This window comes from Candidatus Protochlamydia phocaeensis, from assembly GCF_001545115.1.
Lineage (GTDB): Bacteria > Chlamydiota > Chlamydiia > Chlamydiales > Parachlamydiaceae > Protochlamydia_A > Protochlamydia_A phocaeensis.
On record NZ_FCNU01000022.1, the window covers coordinates 260,814 to 287,349 of the forward strand.

The following is a 26,536-nucleotide window of genomic DNA, read 5'->3' on the forward strand; positions in this document are numbered from 1 at the left end:
CTTTAACGTAAGGGTCTATTTTGTGAAATTCATTCATAAGACATTACTTCTTCTTTCATGTGTTGGGACCGGTCTATCCTCTATAGAAGCTAAGTCCCTAGAGTGTGTTTTGGATCAAATGACGCAAACGGAATGGCATTTGAATTCTTCTTTAGGCCTGCGAAAAAATTTGGAAAAGGCCTTATCCGAGCGCCCCTTTTATTGCCAAAAAATTTTAATTGAAAATCAAGGGGATAAAATTGTTAAAGATTGCTTGCCAATCCTTAATCATGCCCCTATCTATACATTAGAAAGGTTGGCCGAATGCATTGCAAAGGAAGAACACCCCCTTCTCGCCCTTTATCAAATTTGGAGCCAATCCCTGATTCAGATTGAGGAAAAGACCCCCTCAACAAGCGATCCATTGACCCTTCTCAATTTTATTGGCGGTTGCTCTAAAGAGGAATATGCCTCTCATTTTGTTCGGCTTTGCCATCAATTGGGAATTGGAACACGCTCAGCTGGCGTCCAGGGAAAAGAGGCATATGATTTTTGCTGCCAAGACGATTGGACGTATTTAGATCCGGCTTCGGGAAAGCTTTATCTGGCTTTGGACAATCGAACAGCGGTCTCGACTGAGGAACTTATTGACGATCCTTTTTTAGCCTTGCGCACAAAAACAGAGCGCAAAGCAGCAGCCCTGAATTTTCAACAAGCCTGGGAAGAATTTGCTCATTTTGATGTGATTAACTCTTGTTTAAATGAACAAGCTGTTGACACTCAAGAAAGAGAGGCTCAAACTAAAGCCAAGGGATTCACACTTTATCCGCAAGAAAAGCTTGTTTACTATACGCCTGCTACGCGTTCAACTTTAAAAGATTATGAGCGCGAAGTCGACCATCACGTCCATTGCGATCAGCGGGATTTTTCCCTTGCCTGGCAATACACGTCCCCTTTTCCTCTTGCAAGCATCCGCAATGAGAGCTCTTCTCCTCTTATGCTTAAAGAGCAAAATGTGACCTTGCAACCAGGTGCATCCTATGCTTTCCAGGATAGCCATCTGTTTAGTGTAACAATTGAAGCAAGCAGTCGTCCGGAAGGAAGCGTTGTTGTCACAAGTAAATGCTCCTGGAGATTATTCCCTGCTTTAACAGGGGAAGCCAATACGATCGAATTGGGCGAAGAGAATGACTCGCAAATCAAATTAACGTATGAAATAGATGAGACTGTAGAAGGCTTTCTCTATCCCTCTGTACAGGTAGCCAATGACACGGGCCTATTCGATTTCAGCTCTCCTTGCTTCTTGCTGGCTCAAAATCCGGACTCTCCTGCCGAGAAAATTTGGTGGCAAATTTCTTCTGATGAAGAATTTAAGTTCGTGCCTTTTAATTTCGAGCAAGTTGTTCCCTTCTCCGCAGAAATTACGCTTCCGGCAATTTCAGAGACATTTTTTAATGCCGGGGAAACCTATTATTTCCGCGTAAGGGGATATGGCAACGAGGTATGGAGCGATTGGTCCGCCCCCTTCGCTTTTGCTGTCAACAAGCCCGATCCTGTCGGTTTTGTCGAATTTGAGAAAGTAGAAGATAATTGCTACGAAATTAATTGGGAACGAGAAGCGGAAGAAAACGACGGTTCCATTGAATATCTCATTTTTGGTTCCAATTCCCTGGATTTCATTCCAAGCATTTACTCTGATAAGCAAGTAAACGAACTTGTAGATGGGAAGGTTGCCGAAGAGGAAATCAATGATAATCTCATTGCGATTACCAAAGAGCCCAAGTTCTATGTAGATGGATCATTGGCATATTATCGCATTGTGGCCAAACAGCATGGCCAATTTTCTGTGCCGTCTTCTTTAATTCGCGTTTATGACCAGGACTTGATTCAACCCCGAAATGTCTTGCAGATTGTAGAGACTGAAGAAGGCCATCAAGTTGCCAAGCGCGTGCTGATTCCAGCTAGCTATCCCTGGACAGAGACAGCCCTTCCGCATGTTAAGCCGGATAACGCCTCGTTTGAGAATAGCTTACTGGCATTCTATTCGTCTTTGATCCGGGCTGAAACACCATTCATCGATGCTTTAACCCAAATTAGAGCCTATACTTATAATCCCCATGTGACACAAAGCGTGTGGAATAAAGCCAGCGCATATTTTCTTCCGGAAAATCACCCCATTAAGCCCAAGCTTGACCGCATGTTCTCTGCAACACGGGTCACCAAGGATCCGGAAAGCTTTAAAAAGGCTGGTTTTAAACGCTACCGCCCGGGTAGAAAGAGCCATATCATGGCCTCTTCCCATCCTGAGCTCAATCATTTCTTCATCAAGGCATTTCCCGATACAGATGTGATGATCAAGGCTGATTGGCAAAAATTGATCGGACGGATTGAAGGCGCGCGCGCCGTTAAGGCAAGCATTGCCAGCCACGGCTATAAATCGATGTTCAAAGTTCCCAATAAATGGCTGTATCCTCTTCCCGAACATCCGTCTCCCCCTAATAACTCTCGCTACCTGCGCAAGAATTTTATTTTAGTGGCAGAAAATATGCGGATTTTAGAGAACAAGAAGAACGACAAAGCATATAAGCATAAGATGACGACTCAGTTGCTCGATGCCATCTACATTTTGATAAATGAAGTGGGGCTTTCTGATTCTGTCTATGCCTTTAATATTCCTTTCTGCAAGGATGGGAAAATAGCCTTCATTGATACAGAAGATCATCACCGATGGCCGATTCCTTGGCATAAGCTTGGAAACTATCTATCAAGCGATATGCAAAAACATTTGGAACGCCTCGTTCGCAACGGTGGCCCCAAACAGGCTCAGCAGCCTCAAAAATAGCCCAACAAGGCCTAAGCGTTCAAAAAGAGGCTGGTTTTACAGCCTGCCTCTTTTTCTTGTCTATATGTCCCGTTTTGTCAAGTCATGAGAATGAAAAAGCTATCTTTTCTTTTATCGGCATGCCTGTATGCCGCCTGTGCATTTGCCTCTCCCTATCTTCATTTGGACAATCGCACTCCAGCTACGCTTGAGGATCTCCTAGACGATCCCTTTTTGGCTTTGCGGGTCAAATCAGGAGAAATACAAGAAGAACACAACTTTACCCATGCGTGGGAAGCGTTTGCTCGTATGCAAAGGAACGAAGAGGAAGCCTTGCCTCAAAAGTTGGAGTTTCCCACGAGCTGGAAAGAGGACGTAGCTTGCCAGGTTTCTCTCTCTTCTTTTTCGGCCCCGTTTGACGCTTGCCCTCCTGTTTTCTCTCTGAATGCTTCAGGGCCCGCACCTACTTATATGTGGTGGCAAATTGCCGACAATCCTGCCTTTGAGACTATTTGCCCGTCTCTCAATCAAATCGCTCCTTTTTCTACGTCTGTTATTCTATCTAATTTAGCCTATACGTTTTTAAATCCCGGACAACCCTATTATTTTCGCGTGCGTACAGAACAGAGCGCCTGGTCTAGTCCTTATCCTTTTCAAGTCTATAAACCGCAGGCCATTGAACAGGTTTGCTTGATCAAGCAAGGTCCCTCTGCCTATATGCTTTTATGGGAAGCTCCTTCAAAAGAACCTGTCGATTATTTAATTTTTGCTTCTAATGCGAAGGACTTTATCCCCGATATTTTTACCGATAGGCAAATCAATGCCCTCTATCAAGGGAAAGTCATAGAAGAAGAGCCTAATTGCAACTTAGTTGCCATTACTTCCGAACCTTTTTTGGTTGTCGATGGAAGCCAAGCCTTTTACCGGATTATTGTTAGAGAAGAAGGACGGCTGTCCGTTCCGTCTCCCCTCATTCATGTTTATGATGCTTGTCTTGTCCAGCCTCGCACGCTTTTGCAGCCTTCCAAAGAGGAACAAAGCTTGCTTTATCGGCAACAGCTTCCTTCACGCTATTCGACAAGCAGTCTTGCCCTTGATTGGTTTGCCTTGCTGCGCAAAGCAGGAAAAGCACAACCGGCAGGCTATCCCTCTAATCCTTTTGTACCCGCAGAGCTTTGGCAAGCGCTTGAACCTTATTTTCTGCCCATCAACCATCCTTTGAAAGACAAGCTCGATCGCATCTTTAAAACAGTCCGCGCCACTCAATCGCCTCAGGCCTTTGAAAAAGCGGGATTTGGCAAGGCCAAGCTCCGCCAGCCGACCAACATTGTGGTGGGAAAACATAATCAATTAAAAGGCTATCTTGTAAAAGCTTACTTAGATACGCAGCCGCCTCTTTGCGAATGGGCCAATTGGTTGTGCCGCATTGCTGGAGCCCAGTCCATTCAGGCTTGCCTCAATCGCCATGGATATAAACATTTTGTTGTGCCGCAAAAGTGGATTTATCCCCTTCCCGCCGATCCATCTCCTCCCGCTGATGGCAACCATCAACGCAAAAATTTCATCTTAATCGTCGAGGATATGCATATTCTTAATCCGCAAGAAAATGAAAAGGCCTTCAAGACATGGATAACAAAGCCTATCCTGGATGCTTTATATACCATTTTGACAGAGGAAGGATTAATCGATTCGGTCTTTATTGATAATATCCCTTTTACGAGAAATGGTAAGATTGCCTTCATTGATACAGAGCACCACCATCTTCAACCGATTAAGTATGAGCGGCTGATTCCTTTTTTCTCAGCAGACATGCAAACTTATTGGCAGAGCCTTCTCTTAAGCAAACCCCTTCCATAGACAATGAAAAAGAAGAATAAGCAAAAATTTGCACGGAATTTATTTTATAAACAGAATATAAAAAATATTTTTAATGCATCTTCTTAAATTTAACCAAGTTGAATTTTTCTTTAATTTTGAAAAAAAATCGCTTACAAAAAAGCATTTTTTTAGTAAATAAAAATATACAATTTGCGGGAATGGGTGAAAGATGTTTTTCTGCGGGCTTCTTTTAGCATCTCGACAGTCGCAAATCAGCCAATAAGAAGTTTTGTTCTATTAATTTTTCTAAAGAAGGAGTGTGCTCATGAGCCTCGTTACAAATGCAAGCTATGCCAGTGTTGTCACCAATACTCAAGGCAATCTTCCAAGCAATCCTCCAAGCAATTCAAGAAAGGCAAAAAATAAAGGAAATCCCGAAAGCTCTGAAGGAAGAACAACGGTTGCTGTAGAGCAAGTTCTCTCCACGGAACAGTCTAAGAAAAAAGAAAAAGTATTGACGACCCAAAATTTAAAGGAAAGAGTAAAAGATTTATCACCTAAGACGTGTGAGGATTTTGAGAAACATTTAAAGGGTGATTTTGATGCCATCAGTACGTTTAGCAGCGAATTGGAGCAAAAAAACGGTCAGTATTTAAGAGATAAGCCTTATTTACCTAGTTCCGCTGAGAAAGTTGAAAAATATAAGAGACGAAGAGAAAAAGATGACACAACTTATACAACTTATCATCAAGCATTTATAGAGAAAATTCAGCCTGGGATTTTAGAGAGAAGAAGCGAATGTGAGAAAGCAAGTGCAGACTGTGAATTCAAAAAAGAATTGCTGATTCAATTGTATAAAGGCAGTGACAATCGTTTTAGACGCAGCTATTTGGGACAAGATGATCTATTCGGTCCCGATCATCGTCTAGACCAAGCAAGCAAAAGCTTGAAATCTCGTCAATCTTCATTAAGCGTTGATGAGAAAACACCAGTGTCCGATGTGAGTGCTCCTGGTTTTTCTGAAGAGTCATTCCCCGTTTATTTAAAAGCTAAGGCCATGTCGGAAAAATGGGTCAAATTCAAAGAGGAGGTATTAGCTATTCAAGAAACGCTCTTAGTACAAAAAGGCAAAGAAAGCAGTTCGCGTTCTTCTAGGTTTCAGAAGACTCAAGAGGAGGCTGCCAATTCTTACACCACCCAGGCCGCCCAATTTGAAGACTTAAAAAAAGCATATGAGAGTTCGAAGCGCGAATTTACAGATAGGTTGAAGAATCTGGAAGAATCTATCAAACGTGAAAGAAAGCTTTCTACTACAAAAACTTTAGGGACGCATCTCTTTGAGAAAGCCGAAATAGAGGAAAGAATACGTCTTATCGAAAATCGCATGAAGAGAATTGGAGAATTGCTCGAAGAACGCAAAATAACTTTTGGTTTAGAAGAGAGCAAAGAGGCATCGGCAAACCAGAAGACCAATATAAAATACGATTTCACTCCATTCGGTGGAGCTGTTAAACAGATTGCCGAGTACGTATCCAAAGTGGTTATAGCCAAAGAAGAGATTGTCGCTCAAACACAAACGGAATTGAAATTGCAAGACAATGCAGCTAGATTCGCCCTCTTTTTAAGCGCTAGCAAAAATTTAATGAGCTTGCAAGAAGAGAAGGCAGAAAATATCGATAAGATTTTTAGAGATAGCATTGAAGCACTCGAAAAGGCGATCGCCTCCTATGCGCTTCACATTAACGCTTTAGATCAACACTTAGAAGGAATGCAGGATCATTTAGACAAAGCCGAGAGCAGCATAGAACAGAGAAAAGAATGGGAATTTCCTAAAAAAGATGAGCCTCTCCCTTCTTCCCCTCCTACAGAAAAGACTTCGGAAGCTAAAAAAGATGAGGCAAAAAGTAGCGGAGGAATTTTCTCTTGGTTCTCGAGCAGTAAAAAACCAACCGATAAGCAGCCAGGAGAGAAGCCGATCACAAACGTCTAATCAAACCTGATTTGCAAGCGCTTAAGAGGTTTCTTGGAACCGGCTAAAGGTTTTAAGAAACCTCTTTTATTTATTTCCCTTTAAACCAGTCCTTAAAGCGCTCGTTTAGCCACACCAAGCTTGGGAAAAAAACAGCCCAAACACCTCCGATAATCAGTAAAGAAAATGGCATAGGCTTAAGCAAACTGGCGGTGCCTAAACGCTCGGCTGAAAGATAACTGGCAGGCCCTCCTACCGCGCCTAATACAGTCGCCAACACCCATTTTTTTTTCAGCCAAGAGAAAAGATTGATGTTGACGGCAAACAACCCCCAGAGCAAAAAAATCCACAAAGGTGGAAGCCAAGCAATAGAATGGAAAGGGGCATGATAATGGATCAAGCCTGTTTGCTTATAAATGCTGTCGGATAAAGGACCGATCAGTACGACAAACAGGAGCAACAAGCTATCCGCTTTGCGATAAGACGAACGGTAAAGATGATAAACAATAATCAGAAAAATAGTCAGAAGCCCATATAAAATGCCCCCTGAAGCAGCCTCCTGCAAACAAAGCACCCAAGCAAAATAAAAAAGGCCGGTATTAAGCGTTCTGTTTAAAAAGCGAGGTGACACGCGTATATCCTAAAGCAAAAAGAGTTGATAGAGCTTTATAGAGACCAAACCCGATTAGTAATCCAATTCCCGTATAGCACAATCCTTCTATCGTTAAATTAAGGCCAGGCTGAAAGGCATGCAAAGTTGCTTTAGCGATGGGATAATTGAGGTCTCGCATAAACACATAAGGCCGTTCCCACATAGGGCTTTGAACCAAGTTCAATAAGGCTTGATTGAGCTCTTCCCAACGCTGAAGCATTGTCTGCATGAACTCCCCTTGCCGCGCAAAATCTGGATCTGGGCTGGCTGAAAATTTTTGAATGTATTGCTCCAAGCTTTTGTTCGAATGAAGGGCTATCTGACGCAATCCATCCAAAAGATGACGAAGCTCTTCGACATGTCCAGCAAGACGCTGAGTATATTGCTGCATAAACTCGGGAATTTGACTGCCTGCAAAAGCTCCTAAAACGACAAACAGCCGATCAAGTAAAGCATCTAAAAAGCGCAAAAACCTCATTCGCTCCGCTCCTATCCGATTGCTTGATGAGCCTGAATTCTATCTAACTTGATTTTAAAAGGATATATGAGAGATGAAGATTTTCTAAAAATGGCAATAGGCTGGCTTTTTTAAGCTTCTGCCTTGTCCCTTCAAAGAATTTATTTATCGTAAATCAAACTTCAGATAAATTTCTAAATTTTATTTAACAGTCTTATCTAAAGACAAACGTATGGATTATCAAGGAGACAACCATGAATTTAATCAAATTAGCTAAGCAAAAACTAAACCGGGCTGGCAAGCTAGGCCTCTTTGCCGGCCTATTTGCTTTATCGGCTATAAGTGTTAATATGCCTGTAAATGCCGAGGGATTTCACCGGCACCATTCCGATGACGATGTAGAATTAGGCTTCTTGTTAGAAACGCAATTTTGGACAGCCGTGCAAAACCGGGACATCGATAGATTTTCTAAAAAACTGGCCCCCATTTTTCAAGGCCTCAATATTTCGGGCGCTTATACCAGGGAACAACAGATAACAGGCCTTGCCAATTCTACACTGATTAGTTTTGTGATCGATAACCCAGTTGCCACTCGTTTTCAAAATACTTTAATTTTTTCCTATGATTTTGTTGCCGTAGGAAGCGGTTTAACAAGCGGTCCTTCTATTACTGTATGGAAAAAATATGGCTATTCCTGGAGGATAGTCAGCCACTCGTACGTTCCTTTTCGTTAAATGCCTTCTCTGCAGTTTTGCTTGATGGAATTGATTGTTAGATTTAATAAAAAAGAGAACTCTGTAAAAAGAGTTCTCTTTATAGGCCTGGCAAGTTTGCTAGAGTTGTGTTGAGCGAAAGAGTAGGGGATCTTTTGAATCTGATGGTTGTCTACTTATGAGACTTTTTATCCAAGCTTAAATTGTTTTCTATCCTGTTATTTCATAGTACCACATTTGAAGCCAATAATTACTCGCTCCTCTTTTTATTTTTTTCTCTTTCGTCCGTTCCCAACATTGTCGAGCTTGGTCATTAAGCCTCTTCAAGTACATCTGTTTCCAATCAGGCGGTAAAACATTCTGATTCGATATAGCCATTGAAGGATCTATTGGCAAGAAAGCATCCCCTTTCTGAGGATCCCAATTAGATGCTAGAATCTTTAATTCTAAACGTTTACATTTCATTAAAGCGTCATAATCATTTTGCTTGGATTTATCAAACCAAAGAAGGGAAACATGTTGGCCTCCTAAAGCTTGCATATATCCTTCTTCATTTAGATACATGCAAAATGAAAACCCCTTTTGGAACATTTCTTTGCATGCTGCGCATTGACAAGAACCTTGGGTACAATGAGAAAGATTACTCAGCAAAAGAGCGATATTTTGATGCACGATTTTATCTGTTTGCAACCATTTTTTTGAAACGAGGTATTGAGTATATGCACCGGAGAGTTGCCCGGTTTGTATGTCTTGTATTGCTTTTGGAGGAGTTGACGGCACAACCACCCATGATTCATCTTCTTCTAATTGACTAGTATTTTGAGAAGATGAACGAGGGGGTTCAAGGATCAAATCCGATGGATCAAAATTTGGATTAAAAGAATCCATTAAAGACGGCGAATGAATAGTCATGCATTCCTATCCCACTATCAAAAAGATCTTCATTCATGCCTAATTCAATAAAATTAATCAATTAGGATTTACATTATGCGCTTAGCGGTTCTAGTGATCCCCTGCATAATAAGGCTCAATATGCACAGTAACGTCTCGAACAGCCGGCCAGGCTTTTTGAATAGACGCCCGTACCTGTTGGCTGATTTGATGGGCGATATTGACGGACATGCTTGGGTTGACTTCTACATCGATATCAACATGCGCGTCCGGCCCATACAATTGAATGCGAATTTTCTCTGTCCCCAGTACGCCTTTGACTTGTAAAGCGGCTTTTTTTACGCGTTCGAAAAATTCTGTATCGGGCACGCGGTCCATTAACTGGTGGAAATTCTCGCGCGAGGCAAAAAGACCGATAATGATCATAAATACGGAGATTAAAAGAGCGCCTGTATGGTCAATTGCCACACTCCAAGAAGGAAAATAAGCGGCTACAACAAGAGCGATGGTTGCAAACAAGCTTGTCAAGCCATCAATGCGATAATGAATGGCATCCGCCGCCAAGGCTGGGCTATGTTGTTTTTTTGCCGTCCGCATGACAAGCCGATAGCAGACTTCTAATAATACCATGGCTACCACGGGAAAAATCCAAGCTAGCGGATGGATAAATCTCTCGCCCCCTTCTTGGAAGGTTCCAAAAAGCTGCTGCACAAACATGACTCCGCCGATCACAACAAGCAGCAGTCCTAGCAAAAGGCCGCCTAATGGCTCATAGCGGCCATGGCCAAAGGGATGGTCTTGATCAGGGGGGCGTTGGGCCAATTTTACACATACCACTAAAAATAGAGTGGAAATGACATCCATCAAGCTTGCAATCGCATCCAAAAAAAGAGAGGAACTTTGAATAAGGGCAACCCCTATAAGTTCAAAAATAATAATGGCCAAGCGAATTTTGATGCCAAGTTTGGCAGAATCAACAATTTGCTTGTGCCGCTTTTCCCTTGTCACATAAACATCAGTCGGCAAAGAGACAGGCTTAGGAAACTTAGACATAGCTTCTGATTATTCCTTTAAGTGATAGGCGCAGCTTGTTCAAGCTGTCCGAATAGCCCGCCCGCCTGTTTAAGAGAGACTTTTTCGCCCACGACGACGACGATATCATTAGCGCAGAATTTGATACTCGGACCCGGATTAGATAAAACTGAATTATCCCGCCTGATCAACAAGACTGTCATTCCAAAATTTTGGCGAAGCTGGGACTCCGATAAAGGCTTGCCCACAAGCGGCGAACTTGCATGTAAGCGAAAAGATGCAATTTCCACATTAGATAGGTTGAGCTTGATCTCCGATAGCTTGGTAGAGACAGGATTTTGATTGCGCAACAGTTCATAGCCGTCTGCTCGAATATCAGAGATGAGTTTATTGATTTCTTCATCCGGAACATGATACTGGCGCAAGACGCGAGAAAAGATCTCAACGGAGGAGCCGAATTCATCCGGAATCGCCTCATCAGCCCCAAGCTTATTCATCAACGCCATCTCTTGGACATAACGTGTACGAACGATGATGTAAATGGAAGGATTAGCCTCTCGGGCAATTTTAACAATCTGTCGAGCGGCAATCGGATCATTGACAAGCACGGCAATAGCTTTCGCTTCTTGAACATTTAAATGCTCCAAAACAGAAAGATGCGACGCATCGCCAAAGTGAATGGGCTCTCCATTGCGTTTTTGTTCTCTTACCGTATCCGGATTCATTTCAAGAATGGCATAAGGAATGCCCGCCAGCTTAGAGGAACGAGCCAAGTTTTTTCCGCTTATGCCGAATCCAATGATGAGAATGTGATTTTGCAAGCTATCTTTTGATTCGCCTTGATTATTTTGCAAACCAGTTAATAACCTCTCTGGCAAAGGCAGACGGCAAATGAGATTGGCCAATCGCGGAGAAGCATTAATTAGCACAGGACTGACTGCCAATGTCAATAAGGATGCCGCCAGAAAAAGTTGATACTCATATTCTGTTCCCAGCCCATACGGAATGCCTGTTTTTGCAAGCACAAACGAGAACTCTCCAATTTGGCTTAAAGCAATTCCCGCCATAACGGCTGTGCGGATAGGCATTCCCAAAATCAAAGTGGTCAATGCAGCAGCAAATGCTTTTAGGCAGATAATGCCGATCGCCAGCATGATAATCGTAAAAGGCTGTTGAATAACGAAACGGAGATCAAGCAGCATTCCGATAGAAACAAAGAAAAAGCTGATAAAAAGAGCTTGAAAAGGGAAAATATTGCTAATCGCTTCATTGCTATATTCCGACTCCGAAATGATTAGTCCGGCAAGGAAGGCGCCAATTGTCAAAGAAAGCCCCATGCTAGAAGTCAGCCATGCGACTCCAAAACACAAAGTAAAAACGCTCAATAAAAATAGCTCTTTATTCCGCGTACGCGCAACCAAAAATAGCAGGCGTGGAACAAGACGCTGAGCGCTGATAAACACTGTCAGTAAAATGATGAGGCCGGTGATTAATTGCCAAAATAGGGATATGTCAAATTCTTGCTTTCCACCGCCTCCTAAAATGGGGGTAAAAAGAATCATCGGAATGGCAACCATGTCTTGAAAAATTAGAACGGAAATGGAGAGCCGTCCATGCGGACTAGAAGATTCTCCTTTTTGCTCCAATAAACGCAGAACAATGGCCGTGCTGCTCATGGAAAGCAAAAATCCCAGAAAAACGGCTTCTCCAAAAGGCCTACCGACAGCTTTAGCAATAAGAAAACTAAATAGGACGGTCAACCCCACCTGCAGAGAGCCGCCTAGTAAAAAGAGGCGCTTGATCTGCACAAGTTTTTTGATCGAGAACTCCATGCCTATGCCAAATAGCAAAAGGACGATACCAATTTGCGCCAGCATTTCCACGTCGCCGGATTCTCCTACAAGCCCCAGTCCATGGGGACCGGCCAATAATCCCGTAATGAGAAATCCGACTACAGGAGGAATGTGCAAGCGATAGCCAATTAATAAAACCACAATGGATATCGCGAAGATGATTAATATATCTTTAAAAAGGAAAAGTTCCATGATTGACTACCCCTTGCCACGCCTCTTGTTAATTTATTCTTTTACTTTAAGGATTCGCTTGCTGCAGAAGGCTTTGAATAGCTTCATTGACTGCAGAAACATATCTTTGATAACCATATTGCAAATCCTCTTCCGTCAATCGATACTCAATATCTGGAGAGACTCCCAAATTCTCAATTTTCTGGGCATTTACCCTTTCGGCCAGTGAACCTGTATAGGAGAAAGTAGCTATTCCATTATCATTTATAAAATGACTCTGCAGAACATAGCCCCCGGCTCCGGCCGTACGCGTTCCAAATAAAGTAGCCCGCTTGTTGTCCTGCAAAATCGCCGGCATGAAGTCCCCGCCGGAAAAATCCATTTCATTGATCAGCATCAAAATAGGCTTAGTATATTGATAGCGAGGATGAGGATTGATCCAGTCCACTCCTTCTAAGTGAATAGGGTTTGTAAAAAGACGGCCTATACTCCATTCGTCAATGGTAAATTGGAAAAATTCTTTAAAAAAGAGAAGCTTTTGATAGTCAATTTCAGTCCCTTCTAACCCCATGGTATCCATTTCCAATGCAGAGACATAGCTATCAATAATTCCCAAATACACATAAGCGGATAAGACATCGCTTTGAGTAATTTTGAGTCGATGTTTAGAGGTTTTTAAAGGGGTAGGAGAAAGCGTGGAGGCTAAATCATAGAGGAAGCTGACATAACCGCCGATGTTATAGACTTGATCGATGACCAAGGCTTCCGTATGCTCTTGAAAAAACTCCATGATTTTACCAAATTGTTCGAAGTCTTCTTCTTCTCCCAAATAGTGGGGAATGCGAATATACCCAATGCGCTGCTTTTGCGCATTTTCATAGATATAGGCATGCCAAGATATTGTTTCAACATTAGAGAAGTCCGAATCTTCTTCCCCACCCTCCTGCTTTTCATTCTTTTTGGATTCTTCATAAGACCATAGAACAGGTCCTAAAGGGGGAATAAAACTCTTGCGTCCGCCCAGATCCCCGTCGCGTTCGCTGCCCCCCCGCTTAACATATTCCCGATGAAGAGGACTCATCATTTCCAATTTTGGCATCTTGATCGATTTAATATTTGGCATCGCAAAATGGGAAGAGGGGATAAAATCAAAAGGACTCTTGATTATTTCTGGATTATATTTCCACATTAATTGGTAAGTATGCAAATTTCCAGTTGCTAGAGAACGGATGGTTATATAGGTCGAGCCCTTCGGAACACGATCTCCAACAAAGCCTTGCCGATTAGTCAAAGTCATCTCCGCAAAGGCCTGATCGGTTAGTGCATTTGATTTTTTATTTCCATGCGCCTTTAAGTCGGCAATCACATCCGCAATAGGACGTCCATCAAACTCAAGAAGTTCATCACCGGCTTGAATAGTGTAAAATTTAGGATTTAACTTGGCTTTATCAATCCAATCAATAAAATAGCGACCATTGGCGCCTTTAACAGTAAACGGCAGCATGGCAGACTCTGTTGAGTAAAACAAGACATCCACATGATAGTCATGCATGCTTGCTAAAAAATCTCTTACAATCACTTGAAAATCTTTTGCACTTAGAGGAGAGGTGTCCAAGACAAGCTGCTTGGCTTTTTCAAATTCTTGATTCAAATCCCAATTAGCATATTCTTTTTTCCAGTCGGCAGGCGCATATCCAATCTCAAAGGTATGCTTAATCGTCTTAAGATCTGCAATCATATGCGCTTTTCTTTCATTCTCTAAAGAATCCGCTTCCAAACCGCTTACCATTACCTGCCAAAAACAAAACGCTAAAAAAGATTTTTTTAAAATTTGTTTCATACTCCTCCCCTCATAAATATTTAGCGGCAATTATCATGATTATTCATAAATTTAAAAAAAAGAAAAATTTTTCTATTACAGATAGCCAGAAAATGAAAGATTAAATATTAATCTCGAAACAATTTATTGTTTTTTATTTATTTAAAATCAACACAAAATTAATATAAATAAATACTCAATAAATTAAAAACAAGAAATAATATGTCTTATTTTCCTCATTTTAGTTCTCAAGATTTATTTTCTCTTCACCCTTCCTCTCTTTTTTCCCTTCTCTCAAATAGTCAAGAAATTCCTTGCCTGATTGAGAGCGTCTTTCAAAAAGAACTGGGAGCTTTGCAGAACCCCGATTGGACCTTGCAGGAGCGCCTCTTAAAATTAGAGGAAAGGCTGACTGAGTTAAATCCTTGCAGGAATTCCTACACTTTGCAAGCCCGCCTTCAAATTTTAGATTCAAAAATATACGAGATTTCCGCTTTTTATTTTCAGTTTGTTAGAAATGAATGCGATCCCCTGATTATCAAAGAGGACAATCTTCCTATTAGTCTTTATTTAAAAAAATATGATTTTATTTATTTGACAGCTGAATATAAAAATCAAATCATGCCTTTTGCCCGCTTTAGAATTTCCAAAGAAGGGATTATCCATTATTTTAACTATCCCTCTCCCATTGGCCTATCTCCTTCTACTCAAAGAGCCGAACAGGAAATTATCAAACCTTTACGTCATTTTCTCGATATTTCAGAAAATGTACTAGTTCAATCTATTAGTGAGTTTACCAATTCGCTGTCCAATCCTTCGGTTGATTTTGAAGACCGTATGCAGAGGCTAAAGGAAGGAATGACATTTGTAGAAAACTTACAAATTAAAGCAGGCCCCAAAAGATGGTGGCAAACGTGGATTGAATTTTCTTTTCCGGAGAAAAACTCTTTCTACTTAAACCTTTTTCTTACAGAAGATAAATATGATTCTAATGCATTGGACGAAAGCCTAGTGGAAATAGAAAGCAAGCACGACTTCGATTATACAGATAGCAGCTTAGATATCGAAGCATTTAAAACAAAAAAGTATTACTTCCTAAAAGGTTTTGATGAACGAGATGAAGACTTAAAAACGCCTGTTTTTGTTTGCCGCATTGATAAAGAAGGGGAAATTGCAGAACTTGTTCATATTCAGTCTATTGAAGGTCATTTAAGCGGAACGGAATTTAAAGATATTTTTTTCACCCCGCTTCAAGACTATCTCTCTCCCGAAAAATCTTATTTATGGGATGCGGCCAAAATTGAAGTAGACTTACCAGAAAAACAAATGCGCAAATTGAAGTTGCGCTATTTGCGTTGCGGAACCTCTTGGTATGAGAAAATAGGTTATAGGCCTGTAACATGTAAAAATTGGCTTTCCTGCCACGGAATAAAGATAACCCAAAATATTCACTATTATTATGCAGCAGTGGAGAAAATTAAAGCCACGACCTTGTTTCATCTATATCGGGACATATTAAAAGGCTATTCCGCACAACAGAAAGTTCTACTTAATTTATATCAGAAATATTTACCCCAGACACGTTTAGAAGAGTATACAATTGAATGTTTGACCAATGCGATTATCTCGCACGCTAAATCCCAGACAGACATTAAACTCAGGCAGCAAGCGAATAAAGATCTTGTCTATGTTTATGATTATTTTCTCTCCTCTTTTACTTTGAAGAGCAAAAGCAGTAAGGCGCAAATTCTATACAACTTAGCTCTTCAAATGATAAAAACGACGCGATTATGGGTTAAGCAAACCTCTTCACTAATGGGATCGAATCAAAGCCTATCTTATCAAGAATTCATTCAGCAGCCCCATCTGCCCTTTGATTCGATTGTGGCTGAACAGATGCGCTTTAAAGCGATTATTAATTTGCAAGATTTGGAATGGTGAATTGAAGTTTAAAAGCGCTCTTAAAAACTCCTGATCGCCTATAGCGGATAATATTGAGTTAATTTGTCCGCTCTCCCCTATCGTTTCTAGGAAAAGAACTCACATAATTCTCTTAAAGAATGCCGATGGTTATTAAGACGTAAAAGAAATAAAACAGCGTGCAGGTCAGGACTATAAGGCCAAAAATAGAGGCATTTACAGTCGTTTTAGTCGGATGCTTGTCAAAAAAGATGGCCCAGATCATAAGGCAAAAACCATAAATATACATGGCAATAAAAAATAAAAGTGTTGGAATGCTCATATAAGCGATTTAATAAAATTGGTGGTTCAAAAGCAAATCTATATATCTACTTGCCTAGTGGACTATTTATATGGGAAGAAATGGGATATCTGAATGATAAGCCTCCCTTTTGGGTTATTTTATTATTAATTTCTTTTTCAGGAAAATAAAAATAAACTTAAAATTTTGACAGCAAATAACGTCTGATAATAAAATCCCACCTAATCCCACACATGCGTCTGATAATCAATGCATAGAAAGATTTCCATTTGGAAGGGAAAGGAAGGGCTGTTTTCAATTCTTGGAATGCTTTAATGTCTTGGATACGGTTGTAGCTGCATGTGAATGGTTTCTTCGCGCAGGCCTCTATGACAAAGCCTCTAGCGCAGAGCTTTCAACGAAAGAAAATCCAGCTCATCCTTGCGAATGGGAATTTTATCGGTTTACTATCCATTTGGCCCCTCTTCCTTTCCCTTGCGGAATAATGACGCTTTCATCTCGCAGTTGTCTTAAAACCAGGCGAATAGTATCCCGACTAACAGCTGGACAAGCCCGTTCAATATCTGAAATAGCAAATGGACCGATCATGCTCTCTACCGTCTGTCGAATATACGCATTTTTACTCCCCTGCCCAGTCTTTAACGTCCCGACTCGCGCTTCAAACTCTCCATAAGCCCGCAATAAAACGCCCCAAAAGTACGTCATCCAAGGCATGACATCATGCTCCCCTTCATGCCACCCTTTCGAACTACGCTCCAACGTCTGATAATAACTATCCTTAGATTCTTCAAATATGCGCTCGAGACTAATGTAACGCCCAACTTGATAATCGAAGTGGTAAAGAAGAAGCAAAGTGAGAAGCCGTGCAGTCCGTCCATTGCCATCGCTGAAAGGATGGATGCAGAGAAAATCCAAAATTGTTAAAGGCAGAATAATTAAAGGTTCTTTTCCCCAAGCCTGAATGCTTGCGTCATAACGGCGGACCAACTCCTCCATTGCCTGAGGTGTTTCAAAAGCCGTGGTGGGAGTAAAGCGGATGCGCTTGCGCCCATCGGGATGGATTTCCAATATTTGATTATCCGTTAACTTCCATTGTCCTCCTTGATGAGGAAGATAGCGATAAAGCCAAGAATGCAACTGCAAAATGACGTTGAGGGAAAAACGCATATGTACGCCTGATTGATGAATGAGATTTAAGGCGTCTCTATACCCTGCTATTTCCTGCTCTGAGCGATCAATAGGCGAACTATTTTTGATGACTAAATCAGCAATGCGACTATGGGGTGCCGTAATTCCCTCTAAGCGATTAGACGACTCGCTAGATTCAATAACAGCTACCTGCTGAAGATTTTTAAGGATTTCGGGCGCTTGCTTAAAGTAAAGCACCTGCTTTCCCCTATACTCTCCAATTGTGCGCAAAGTAGACAAATGTTCTTCAGAGAAACGTAATTGATTGAGATAGAATTGAGTTAAAGAATGCATAAATAGGGTAATTTCTGTTTGTTTTTACCCTATTTATATTAGGGTTACCTTATTTCTTTATCAATACTTTAATTCATAAAACAAAGATTACAATCGAAAACTGCCCGAACTCTAAAAAGACAAAGAAATCCCCCCAAACGTCTGATAATATTAGCAGATATATTTAAAATTTTTATTATTATTTTTGAATTTTATATTCAGCTTGCTAAGCTGAGCTCTGGAAAGCCTAATTTAAAAGAGGAACTCCCTCACGAACAAGTTTTCAAATTTCTGAAATTTAAGAAGGAACACCCTTCTTGAACTAGTTAAGACGAGAAATAAGCAAAAGAATTAAAAAAACCCAACAAAGGAGGCGTAATGACTTCAAAGTATTTTCATTCATTTTTCATGCAGCTGGCAGGAGCATTCTTATTCACTAGCTTGAGTGCTTCTACTGAACTTGTTGATTCAGAGCTAAAGAATAGCCCTATCACAGAAGCTGCATGCCAAGGAATTCAAAACGAGCTAAATGAAACCTTAGACTCTATGGACCTAGAGACTCTTTTAAGGCAAAGGCGCAACCGATGTGAACAGTTGGTATTCAAAGCCAATTTATCTCAATGCCGCATTGGTCTAAATGACCGAAGCTTGCTTGGCGTAACAGCGGATTTTGTTACCTCTTTTAACGGCAATGACTTTTCTTGTTCCGTTTTGCCTGTTGAAGGACCTTTAGGCTTATCCGGCATTCAAATTACGCCAGCTAACGGTTTGTTCTATACCTTGACCATTCCCCCCATTGGAACACCAGGACCTGTGCCTGATGGCTCCCCTTTCGATCACATCAAATTTCTGGCTTATTCCTATTTAATTGACGCTCCAACAGACGGCAGTGAACTTTGCTCAGAATGGGTAGGATCCGGTTTACAGACAAATGTGGAGAACAATCCCTTTGGATTGGCGGTCACAAATCCCAATGAAGATTGCCGTCTTTCAACTATCGGATTTGTTTCTTTGGCGCCTGATGTTTTGACCACATTTGATTGGATGGTGACCAATGACGTGATTTATGCGTTAGTCGAAAGATTGCCTGGCGCGGAAAGCACGTTCGGACTATATGCGGCTTATACCTATACGATTCCGGTAGGAAAACGCCATGGAAAAGATCGTTTGAACGATCTTCATCGCTTTCAAACCTGCTATAACCGCTTGGCAGGAACTGTAACATGGAAATTAGATGGCCGACCAGTGTTTCAAATTACTCAGATCGGACATCGCTTAACGGAAGAAAATGCCTTCTTATACACTAGAAGCGGCAGAAAAATTCCTTTAACCAATCCCGATCGCTTTAAAATTTTGGATCACGGCGGCTTTGACCAAAGCCTCAGCCCAGTGGCTATTCAATCCGGTCTAGCGCTTTTCACCTTATTAGACGCCTATCGGCCAAATAATGTTCTTGACTTACTTAGCCAAGGACTTGTTCGCTTAGGCTCTAATGAATACCGCGCAGGCCTGACCCCTTTCTATAGCAATCCACAAGCAATCGGACTGCCTGCCACTTTTACAATCGACGCTCCGCTCGACGTAGCAACGTCCCAGTATCTTCCAACAATCCCTTCTCAGTACCGTTTGTGGGGACAAGGAGGTATCTTGCGTTTATTTGATTATCGCATCACGATCAATCATTGCCCAAGAGACTAATCGCCTCTCGCCTCTTAAATGCAGCCTTAGGGTTCATTTAAGAGGCCCTTCTAACATCCGTATTTTAAATCCCACCCTATCAACGTCTGATAATATTTAATAAAAAAAAGAAAACCTTCTCAACCGGGTCTGATAATGTTTTTGTTTTTCCTTTAAAGCCCCGGCCTTTACGGCCAAGGGCTTTAATCCATTCTTTCTAGAGGGAAGCGAAGGGATTATTTTGAAAGCTTTTTATTGGTTTGCCAGTGGATTTATTTGTATTTGGCTTGGTCGAAGTTAACTGTGCTTCCGAAGAACGCTTCTGCCCTATGCGGGCCGTTAAAGCGATGCGCTTGCGATCCAAATCTACCAGCAAAACTTCAACTTTAATTTTATCCCCTGTTTTGACAGCCTCGCTCGGATGCTTGATATATTGGTGGGAGAGCTCGGATAGATGGATGAGCCCATCCTGATGAACACCAATGTCTACAAATGCTCCAAAAGCCGTTACATTTGTGACAATTCCTTCCAATTGCAAACCTGGTTTAAGGTCTTGAATGGACAAGATATCTTCACGGAAGCAAGGGGGCTCGAAAACTGCCCGTGGATCACGCCCCGGTTTTTTTAATTCTTGAACGATATCTTGCAGCGTCAATTCACCCACTGTTGAATTGACATAGCGTTTGAGATCAATATTAGAGGCAAGGGAAGGGTTATTGACTAAATTTACAAGAGGAACGCCTAAATCCGCTGCCATTTGTTCGACCACTTCATAGCGTTCCGGATGCACGGCCGAGGCATCGAGGGGATGCTCGCCATTGCGAATACGCAAAAATCCTGCCGCTTGCTCGAACGTTTTTGCCCCGAATCCCGTCACGTCGCGCAATTGTTTTCGATTGCTAAAAGCCCCTTTCGATTCCCTGTGCTTGATAATTTTTTGGGCTAGAGAAGGTCCGATGCCGGAAACATAAGACAGTAAAGATGCGCTGGCCGTATTTAAATCTACGCCGACGTGGTTTACGCAGCTTTCAACGACGTGATTGAGTTGATCGAGCAAGAGAGGTTGATGAACATCATGTTGGTACTGTCCGACGCCAATGGATTTGGGATCAATTTTGACAAGCTCGGCCAATGGGTCTTGCAAGCGCCTTGCAATGGATATCGCTCCTCGGATAGTCAGGTCCAAGTCCGGAAACTCTTCGCGAGCAATATCCGAAGCGCTATAGACGCTGGCGCCTGCTTCATTGACAGCAACAATAATAATCCCATTTAAACTTTCTTTTTTTAATAATTGCCGAACAAACATTTCCGTCTCGCGTCCGGCAGTCCCGTTTCCAATTCCAATGGCATAAGGCTGGAAAGTTCGAATAAATTTCAATAAGTCGCGTTCCGCTTGAAGATGAGCATTTTCTCCTTGGGATGGATAAATGGTAATCGTGCTCAAGTATCTTCCCGTCTCATCAACTGCTGCGCATTTGCAGCCTGTTCTTAAACCTGGATCGATTCCGATGACAGCACGCCCTCCTAGAGGAGAAGCGAGAAGGAGATGGCGCAAATTATTGGCAAAAATTTCTACCGCGGCTCGATCCGAGGCAAGTTTTAAATCGAGGCGGACATCCGTTTCTACAGAAGGATAAAGCAACCGCTTAAAGGCATCTTCAATCGCTTGTAAAAGCTGAGAAGCAAAAGGTGAAGAAGGGATGACTCTCATCAATTGGCCGATTTGGCGTAAAAGAGGCTCTTCTTCAACTTCAATGGAAAAATCCAATACGTCTTCCCGCTCCCCTCTACGGATGGCTAGATAGCGATGTGAAGGAATAGTCCTGACTTTTTCTTTAAAATCATAATACTGCTCGAATTTTGTCGGTCCTTTTACTTCCGGGCGGACTTTTGAAACAACAATGCCCTCTGCAGCAAAGGCGTCGCGTACACAAGTACGCACGACGGCATCTTCAGCAATTCTTTCTGCCAGAATATCTCTTGCTCCAGCTAAAGCTGCGTCCGTATCATCCACGCCCTTTTCCGGATTAAGATAGGCCAAAGCGGCTTGTTCGGGCGTCCCTGTCATAGGCTGAGATAAAATAAGATCGGCCAATGGCTCCAGTCCCTTTTCTTTTGCAATCATTGCCCGGGTACGGCGCTTCGGCTTATAAGGCAAATAAAGGTCTTCTAAAGCCGTCTTCACTGTGCATGCTAAAATCTGCTCTCTCAACGATTCAGTCAATTTGCCTTGTGCTTCAATGGAAGCTAAAATCACTTGCCGCCTGTCTTCTAATTCTTGCAGATAAGTATAGCGTTCTTGAATGGCCTTAATTTGCACTTCATCTAAATTTCCCGTGGCTTCCTTGCGATAGCGGGCAATAAACGGAATGGTATTTCCGCTTTCTAACAGTTGAATCACAGCTTGCACAGAGGAATTAGCCAAAGACAATTCATTTGCGACTTGAGCGATAAATAATCCAGGCGTCTCGTCCATTATTACCTCATCTAATTTGTTGCTGTTTTGCCCTGCGCATCCCTTACTCTTAAACGTTTTGTCATAGTGGGCGGATGATTAATAACCCGAGTTAATAACGTGAAGCCAGAATGACAAAATTTAGCAATCAGGCGACCGCTAAATTCACATTCTTTGCTGCGGAGCATGCGCAATTAATAAGAAGGGATCATTTTTAAGTAAAAAGAAGAGAAAATCAAGCGATTTGTCATTAAATAGCCCTCTTTCAAGATTAAAGAAGCCTTTTATTCTTGAAAGAGGTTAATAATAATTTTGAAATTGGTTTTTAATTCACTTGATAAGTCAAGACGTGCCATTTGCCGTCCGTTCCCAAGCGCAAGGTTAATAGCTCTCCTGAATTAGGGGCGCGCTCAAAAGAGGTATCGTACTCCACAACCATATAAGGACCTTTAGGGAGTCCATGGGGATCCATTGCAGGCCTTTGATCTTTTAGAATACGGGAATGAACGTTTCCTAAGCGCTTTCTTGCTAGGTTCAAGGCCGTTACCCATTCTTGCTGCGTAATTGTGCGCTGAAATATAGGATCTCCTTTCGTCCAGGCTTCGGCATAACGCCCTTTGTCTAAATCATCCACATAATCTTTAGCCGCTTGGCCCCCCTCTATCATCCAAGCTGCCCATGGATTTTGCTCATCCTTAGCCGTTTCTTTTGCCGCTTCTTTAGAGGACGAGGTAGCCGGAGTTGTCACCACTTGAACAGCAGTCCCGTTTGACGCCAGCTTCTTTTCATTAGAATTCTCTTCTTTATTCTGATTAGGGGCTGTTTGGACCGTCACGGGAACCTTAGGAATGGATTGAGATGACGAATCTGCTGCTTCTACAGCAGGCAGAGAAAACGTTAAGCAATTAGACCCAATTCCAAAACTCCATAATATTCCATGTAAATATTTATTCATTCTATCCTCTCTTTAAGTGGAATTATCTTCTTCATGGCATAAACAAGATTTTTTTTTAAGAAAGAATTGACCTTTTGCGTAAATCTTTATTCTCTTTGAAAGAGTCTTTGAGATATGTTTTCCTTGAGGGATGTTAAAGAACAGTTATTTAGCAGTCTTAAGAAACCCACAAGGGGCTTACATTGGAAACGATTTTAAAACAGACTTATACCTATGCCACTAAGTGGCTTCACTCCACTCTTTGGACTTATAATCAAATCTCCATAACGCCTTTAAGTTTAGTACGTTTTATTATTTTTATTCTGCTTGCTATTTGGTTAGCCAAGTTTGCTTTAAATCTAATTACGGCGGCTGGCGAAAAACGCCTGTCTTCGCAGCGTTCGCTCTTATACCGTCTCGGGAGATTAGTCTATTACTCTATTATTGGATTAGGCGTATTATTTGCTCTATCAACAATTGGATTTGACTTTTCTACTTTAGCCTTACTGGCAGGAGCCTTAGGCATTGGATTAGGGTTCGGGATGCAGGCGATCTTCAACAATTTTTTCTCCGGAATCATTCTTCTTTTTGAAAATCAGCTGCAAATTGGAGATTTTGTTGAATTAGAAGGAGGCGTAAAAGGGGAAATTCAAGACATTAATTTCCGCACAACTCAATTAAAAACAGCCGAGGGTGCGCTGATTTTTGTTCCCAATTCCGCTTTAATTAATAATCGCCTCAGTTTAATTTGGACCCCTGCCACTCCTTATCGCTGCCTTTGCCTTCCTTTTTCTCTTGCTCCCAACAGCAACCCGGACATTCCAATAAAAAATCTTTTAGAGAAAGCTCGGCAAAAAGAACAAACGGTTTTACCTCCCCTTCGTCCGGATCCTGCGGTTTATCTCCTAAATGCCAGTGAAGATAAACTTGACTATCAGTTATGTGTATGGGTGAAAGAAAAAAATCCAGCAGAGCACGCAGCCCTTATGTCAGATTATAGGCACTTGCTAGAAGGCTCTTTGAAGAAAGAGCGCTTTTCCAAAGGCTAAACACTTATTGCAAAGGATGTGAAATTAAATCACCGAAATGAGAAAAAAAGAAGATAGCCATTCGGTGATTTAATTTAGATGTGCAGCCTGCTGATCGATTTCAGTTTCCTTGGAAAGGATTGAATTCATAAGCAAGCGGCATTCATTAACAAGGGGAGCAGATTTTAGAATCCCGGACTTTTTCCGTTTCCTTTATTTTCTTGCTGGTAGCTACCGCCTGATTGTCCTTGCTGCTTCCCTACATGGCATTGCTCGCCGATCATTTTTTTCAATTTGTCTTCGTAGCATTGACTGCAATGCTCTTCTGACATTTTATTCTGCCATCTTTCCCGATTGACTTCGCAAACGACTTTCGCCAATTCATCTATGTGGTGATCATTTGCACGAATATGCTCTTTCATTTTTTCTTTAAGCACTTCCATCCAAGCTAAATCCGCAATACAAAGAAGTTTGTGAGCATGTTCTTTACATCCTCCGCCACCGCACGAATGCTGCTGGCATCCGCAACTTCCGTGGCCGCCTGCGCATCCACAGCTTTGACAAGAGCAACTGCCTTTACAAGACCCGCAAGAACAGCTTCCGCCTTGCATGCTATGGCAGCTATGACCATGTGTTCCACATCCACCGGATTGACCGTGACAATGACAAGACATGGTATCCTCCTTATAATTAATAATTATAGTGTTAATGGAAACCTTTGTTCCCTTCCCCACTCTAGTCCGAAACAAACAAAAATTCAATTTTTTTTTAGATTATTTTTTTTTGAAAACGGAGAAGAACATCAAAATTTATAATCGCCTCTCTATAAAAGAATTGGCTTATCGACTGGCCAACAAATTCCTATTTGAACCTGCGATATCTAGACTTCTGCTTTATAAAAACGTAGCTGTGAAGAGAAAAAAGAGTGGCAGGCTTTTTTGTCCGCTGCTTTTTTTTAACAGCAGGAGCCGTGGGAAACCAATTTGTGATCTCTATCTCGAGTGGAATTTATTTTTAACCGGATTTTGAATCTAAAAACTCTATTTATAAAATTTTTTATTTAATAAATAAACTTGTCATGACAGGAACATAAAAGAGAGCGAAAAGAGTGCTGAGCAAAACAGTCGCCGCCGCTTTTTCCGGATGACATTTCACCAAAGTCGCCATAATGACAGTATTGACCGCTAGGGGAACAATCGAAAGTAAGATCAAAACCTGATGAATAATGGGATCATAAATACCGAAGAAGCTCTTATCAAGGGCAATGATGAGCAAGACGAGAAGCGGCCAAACCAAAAACTTGGCAAGAAAGGTCATTCCAACAAATTTAACGTCCAATTTAAAGTGCGTTAACCCCGCCAAGCCAAGTCCAATGATCATCATTCCCATAACAACATAAACCCCTTTGATATGGCCAATAAACTCTAGATAAATATCGGGCATTGAAAATTGGCAAAGGTTGAAAGCCAGGCCAAGCATAAAAGCATATAATGTCGGCAGCCGCAGAATTTTGTAAAAGCACTCTTTAGGGGTATAACTGCCTTTAGCACTGATATAATAACCAAGAGAGTTATCATAAAGCGTGACGCCTAAAAGGGCCATGATATACACCCCCTCTATCTGCGGATTAAAAATCATCATGGCAAGAGGAACGCCAAAATATCCTGTCGCTCCGGAACCCGCACTGAAAGCCATAATATTTTTGGAAGAATCGGACCAGATCCTGCGGGAAAAACGATAAAAAACGAGGCATAAGGAACAGGAGATCACAAAGGTCAAAATGGGCAGCGTCATAATTCGCATATCTAATTGCGTATTGAGCACGCCATTAAAAATAATAAGAGGACTGATAATGTAAAACATCAACGTCGCAATCGTGTCTTGGTTCGCCTGAAGCTTTTTGCCGGCGATATATCCCAAGAGAATGTTTAAATAAAGTGGGATAAGCTTTATACTTAGCGTAATAAAGAAAGGCATAGTATTTATTTGGTATTGACCATCCAAGCAGAGAATTGCTCTAAGAAACGCCAAAAGCCATCCATATATTCCATGGGAAAGTGATATTTTTTATCCGCATCCCGAAGGATCGCTTTAAAACACTCTAGCCAGACTTGTCTGGCGTTTTCATCGATAGCAAAAGACAAATGCCGCTGGCGCATGCGAGGGCTTCCATATTGCTGTTGATAGAGAGGAGGGCCTCCGAGAATATAAACAAAAAAGGCAGCAGAGCGCTGCGAGGCTGCAACCATATCTGGAGGAAAAAGAGAACGAATAGAAGATTTTTCAAGCTCTAAATAAAAATCTTCTAACATTTTATAAATGTTATCTTCGCCCATTTGGGCATAAATGCGAGGATCTGGATTGATCCCCTGCTGAGGAGGGCCGCCTTGCGGAACATAGAACCGCTGTTCTTCTGACATGATATTTTCCGTGAAAACAGACTCTTACTTTAGCATAAGCCATACAATTTGTCCAGTCCTTAGTGATCGAGAGCATCATCTGAGCCTATTTTCCAATATTCAAAAAAGTATTTTTTTCTTTTACACCTCATTATTGAACTTATCCTTCGCAAATCTTCCGTAAAG

20 protein-coding genes are annotated in these 26,536 nt (G+C 41.6%); 7 read left to right on the forward strand and 13 right to left on the reverse strand.

Annotated elements, in window-relative coordinates; genetic code table 11:
- The first annotated feature begins 109 nt into the window (after positions 1-109).
- The 3 genes from BN3769_RS08505 (at position 110) to BN3769_RS08515 (ending at position 6,608) form a co-directional block, all read left to right on the forward strand.
- The gene (locus tag BN3769_RS08505) at positions 110-2,821 is read left to right on the forward strand and encodes a hypothetical protein (protein WP_154017865.1); all 2,712 of its coding nucleotides are present in this window, start codon (positions 110-112) and stop codon (positions 2,819-2,821) included.
- Between the two features lie 90 nt (positions 2,822-2,911).
- Positions 2,912-4,657, forward strand: coding sequence for a fibronectin type III domain-containing protein (locus tag BN3769_RS08510; RefSeq protein WP_068469548.1), 1,746 nt, complete (start codon positions 2,912-2,914; stop codon positions 4,655-4,657).
- Between the two features lie 286 nt (positions 4,658-4,943).
- On the forward strand, positions 4,944-6,608 hold the full coding sequence (locus BN3769_RS08515; protein WP_068469550.1) for a hypothetical protein: 1,665 nt from the start codon (positions 4,944-4,946) through the stop codon (positions 6,606-6,608).
- Positions 6,609-6,678: 70 nt separating this feature from the next.
- On the opposite strand, the gene BN3769_RS08520 is transcribed toward BN3769_RS08515, so the two are convergent.
- Positions 6,679-7,218, reverse strand: coding sequence for a DUF2878 domain-containing protein (locus BN3769_RS08520; protein WP_068469552.1), 540 nt, complete (start codon positions 7,216-7,218; stop codon positions 6,679-6,681).
- Positions 7,187-7,717 (reverse strand): DUF2937 family protein, encoded by a 531-nt coding sequence (locus BN3769_RS08525; RefSeq protein ID WP_068469554.1) that lies wholly within the window; start codon positions 7,715-7,717, stop codon positions 7,187-7,189. The genes BN3769_RS08520 and BN3769_RS08525 overlap by 32 nt, the downstream gene beginning before the upstream one ends.
- A gap of 233 nt (positions 7,718-7,950) precedes the next feature.
- Here BN3769_RS08525 and BN3769_RS08530 point away from each other — a divergent pair, with 233 nt between their 5' ends.
- Entirely contained in the window at positions 7,951-8,430 is a 480-nt protein-coding gene (locus tag BN3769_RS08530; RefSeq protein ID WP_068469555.1) for a nuclear transport factor 2 family protein, read from the forward strand.
- A 189-nt stretch (positions 8,431-8,619) separates the two neighbouring features.
- Here the strand turns inward: BN3769_RS08530 and BN3769_RS08535 are convergent, their stop codons facing one another.
- The 4 genes from BN3769_RS08535 to BN3769_RS08550 form a co-directional block, all read right to left on the reverse strand.
- Positions 8,620-9,321: a hypothetical protein gene (locus tag BN3769_RS08535; protein WP_068469557.1), complete on the reverse strand. Its 702-nt coding sequence runs from the start codon at positions 9,319-9,321 to the stop codon at positions 8,620-8,622.
- A gap of 90 nt (positions 9,322-9,411) precedes the next feature.
- A complete protein-coding gene (locus tag BN3769_RS08540) occupies positions 9,412-10,353 on the reverse strand; it encodes a cation diffusion facilitator family transporter (protein ID WP_068469559.1) in 942 nt (313 codons plus the stop codon).
- 17 nt (positions 10,354-10,370) lie between these two features.
- Positions 10,371-12,377: a monovalent cation:proton antiporter family protein gene (locus BN3769_RS08545; RefSeq protein ID WP_068469561.1), complete on the reverse strand. Its 2,007-nt coding sequence runs from the start codon at positions 12,375-12,377 to the stop codon at positions 10,371-10,373.
- Between the two features lie 46 nt (positions 12,378-12,423).
- Entirely contained in the window at positions 12,424-14,196 is a 1,773-nt protein-coding gene (locus tag BN3769_RS08550; protein ID WP_068469563.1) for a protease-like activity factor CPAF, read from the reverse strand.
- Positions 14,197-14,397: 201 nt separating this feature from the next.
- Here BN3769_RS08550 and BN3769_RS08555 point away from each other — a divergent pair, with 201 nt between their 5' ends.
- Complete coding sequence (locus tag BN3769_RS08555) at positions 14,398-16,116, forward strand: hypothetical protein (protein WP_068469565.1); 1,719 nt, start codon at positions 14,398-14,400, stop codon at positions 16,114-16,116.
- 112 nt (positions 16,117-16,228) lie between these two features.
- Here the strand turns inward: BN3769_RS08555 and BN3769_RS08560 are convergent, their stop codons facing one another.
- A complete protein-coding gene (locus BN3769_RS08560; RefSeq protein WP_068469567.1) occupies positions 16,229-16,417 on the reverse strand; it encodes a hypothetical protein in 189 nt (62 codons plus the stop codon).
- A 414-nt stretch (positions 16,418-16,831) separates the two neighbouring features.
- Entirely contained in the window at positions 16,832-17,878 is a 1,047-nt protein-coding gene (locus tag BN3769_RS08565) for a Fic family protein (protein ID WP_068469570.1), read from the reverse strand.
- Positions 17,879-18,235: 357 nt separating this feature from the next.
- Between BN3769_RS08565 and BN3769_RS08570 the strand changes: the two genes are divergently transcribed.
- Positions 18,236-19,555, forward strand: coding sequence for a DUF6081 family protein (locus BN3769_RS08570; RefSeq protein ID WP_068469572.1), 1,320 nt, complete (start codon positions 18,236-18,238; stop codon positions 19,553-19,555).
- A gap of 196 nt (positions 19,556-19,751) precedes the next feature.
- On the opposite strand, the gene BN3769_RS08575 is transcribed toward BN3769_RS08570, so the two are convergent.
- Positions 19,752-22,010: a Tex family protein gene (locus BN3769_RS08575; protein ID WP_068469574.1), complete on the reverse strand. Its 2,259-nt coding sequence runs from the start codon at positions 22,008-22,010 to the stop codon at positions 19,752-19,754.
- Between the two features lie 304 nt (positions 22,011-22,314).
- The gene (locus tag BN3769_RS08580) at positions 22,315-22,944 is read right to left on the reverse strand and encodes a DUF4019 domain-containing protein (RefSeq protein ID WP_068469576.1); all 630 of its coding nucleotides are present in this window, start codon (positions 22,942-22,944) and stop codon (positions 22,315-22,317) included.
- Positions 22,945-23,126: 182 nt separating this feature from the next.
- Between BN3769_RS08580 and BN3769_RS08585 the strand changes: the two genes are divergently transcribed.
- Positions 23,127-23,972, forward strand: coding sequence for a mechanosensitive ion channel family protein (locus BN3769_RS08585; RefSeq protein ID WP_068469578.1), 846 nt, complete (start codon positions 23,127-23,129; stop codon positions 23,970-23,972).
- Positions 23,973-24,136: 164 nt separating this feature from the next.
- Here BN3769_RS08585 and BN3769_RS14740 read toward each other — a convergent pair whose 3' ends face one another.
- The 3 genes from BN3769_RS14740 to BN3769_RS08610 all read right to left on the reverse strand — a co-directional run bounded on the left by BN3769_RS14740 (position 24,137) and on the right by BN3769_RS08610 (position 26,371).
- On the reverse strand, positions 24,137-24,625 hold the full coding sequence (locus BN3769_RS14740; RefSeq protein WP_154017866.1) for a hypothetical protein: 489 nt from the start codon (positions 24,623-24,625) through the stop codon (positions 24,137-24,139).
- 382 nt (positions 24,626-25,007) lie between these two features.
- Positions 25,008-25,928, reverse strand: a complete 921-nt coding sequence (locus BN3769_RS08605; RefSeq protein ID WP_068469585.1) for an AEC family transporter — start codon at positions 25,926-25,928, stop codon at positions 25,008-25,010.
- A gap of 5 nt (positions 25,929-25,933) precedes the next feature.
- A complete protein-coding gene (locus BN3769_RS08610) occupies positions 25,934-26,371 on the reverse strand; it encodes a globin domain-containing protein (RefSeq protein ID WP_068469587.1) in 438 nt (145 codons plus the stop codon).
- Positions 26,372-26,536 lie beyond the last annotated feature (165 nt).

What these genes read in the sequence shown, in the direction of transcription:
- BN3769_RS08565 (WP_068469570.1), bottom strand. Translation starts at nt 17,878, where the DNA reads ATGCATTCTTTAACTCAATTCTATCTCAATCAATTACGTTTCTCTGAA.
- BN3769_RS08570 (WP_068469572.1), top strand. Translation starts at nt 18,236, where the DNA reads ATGACTTCAAAGTATTTTCATTCATTTTTCATGCAGCTGGCAGGAGCA.
- BN3769_RS08575 (WP_068469574.1), bottom strand. Translation starts at nt 22,010, where the DNA reads ATGGACGAGACGCCTGGATTATTTATCGCTCAAGTCGCAAATGAATTG.
- BN3769_RS08540 (WP_068469559.1), bottom strand. Translation starts at nt 10,353, where the DNA reads ATGTCTAAGTTTCCTAAGCCTGTCTCTTTGCCGACTGATGTTTATGTG.
- BN3769_RS08580 (WP_068469576.1), bottom strand. Translation starts at nt 22,944, where the DNA reads ATGAATAAATATTTACATGGAATATTATGGAGTTTTGGAATTGGGTCT.
- BN3769_RS08545 (WP_068469561.1), bottom strand. Translation starts at nt 12,377, where the DNA reads ATGGAACTTTTCCTTTTTAAAGATATATTAATCATCTTCGCGATATCC.
- BN3769_RS08605 (WP_068469585.1), bottom strand. Translation starts at nt 25,928, where the DNA reads ATGCCTTTCTTTATTACGCTAAGTATAAAGCTTATCCCACTTTATTTA.
- BN3769_RS08550 (WP_068469563.1), bottom strand. Translation starts at nt 14,196, where the DNA reads ATGAAACAAATTTTAAAAAAATCTTTTTTAGCGTTTTGTTTTTGGCAG.
- BN3769_RS08510 (WP_068469548.1), top strand. Translation starts at nt 2,912, where the DNA reads ATGAAAAAGCTATCTTTTCTTTTATCGGCATGCCTGTATGCCGCCTGT.
- BN3769_RS14740 (WP_154017866.1), bottom strand. Translation starts at nt 24,625, where the DNA reads ATGTCTTGTCATTGTCACGGTCAATCCGGTGGATGTGGAACACATGGT.
- BN3769_RS08530 (WP_068469555.1), top strand. Translation starts at nt 7,951, where the DNA reads ATGAATTTAATCAAATTAGCTAAGCAAAAACTAAACCGGGCTGGCAAG.
- BN3769_RS08515 (WP_068469550.1), top strand. Translation starts at nt 4,944, where the DNA reads ATGAGCCTCGTTACAAATGCAAGCTATGCCAGTGTTGTCACCAATACT.
- BN3769_RS08560 (WP_068469567.1), bottom strand. Translation starts at nt 16,417, where the DNA reads ATGAGCATTCCAACACTTTTATTTTTTATTGCCATGTATATTTATGGT.
- BN3769_RS08535 (WP_068469557.1), bottom strand. Translation starts at nt 9,321, where the DNA reads ATGACTATTCATTCGCCGTCTTTAATGGATTCTTTTAATCCAAATTTT.
- BN3769_RS08555 (WP_068469565.1), top strand. Translation starts at nt 14,398, where the DNA reads ATGTCTTATTTTCCTCATTTTAGTTCTCAAGATTTATTTTCTCTTCAC.
- BN3769_RS08525 (WP_068469554.1), bottom strand. Translation starts at nt 7,717, where the DNA reads ATGAGGTTTTTGCGCTTTTTAGATGCTTTACTTGATCGGCTGTTTGTC.
- BN3769_RS08610 (WP_068469587.1), bottom strand. Translation starts at nt 26,371, where the DNA reads ATGTCAGAAGAACAGCGGTTCTATGTTCCGCAAGGCGGCCCTCCTCAG.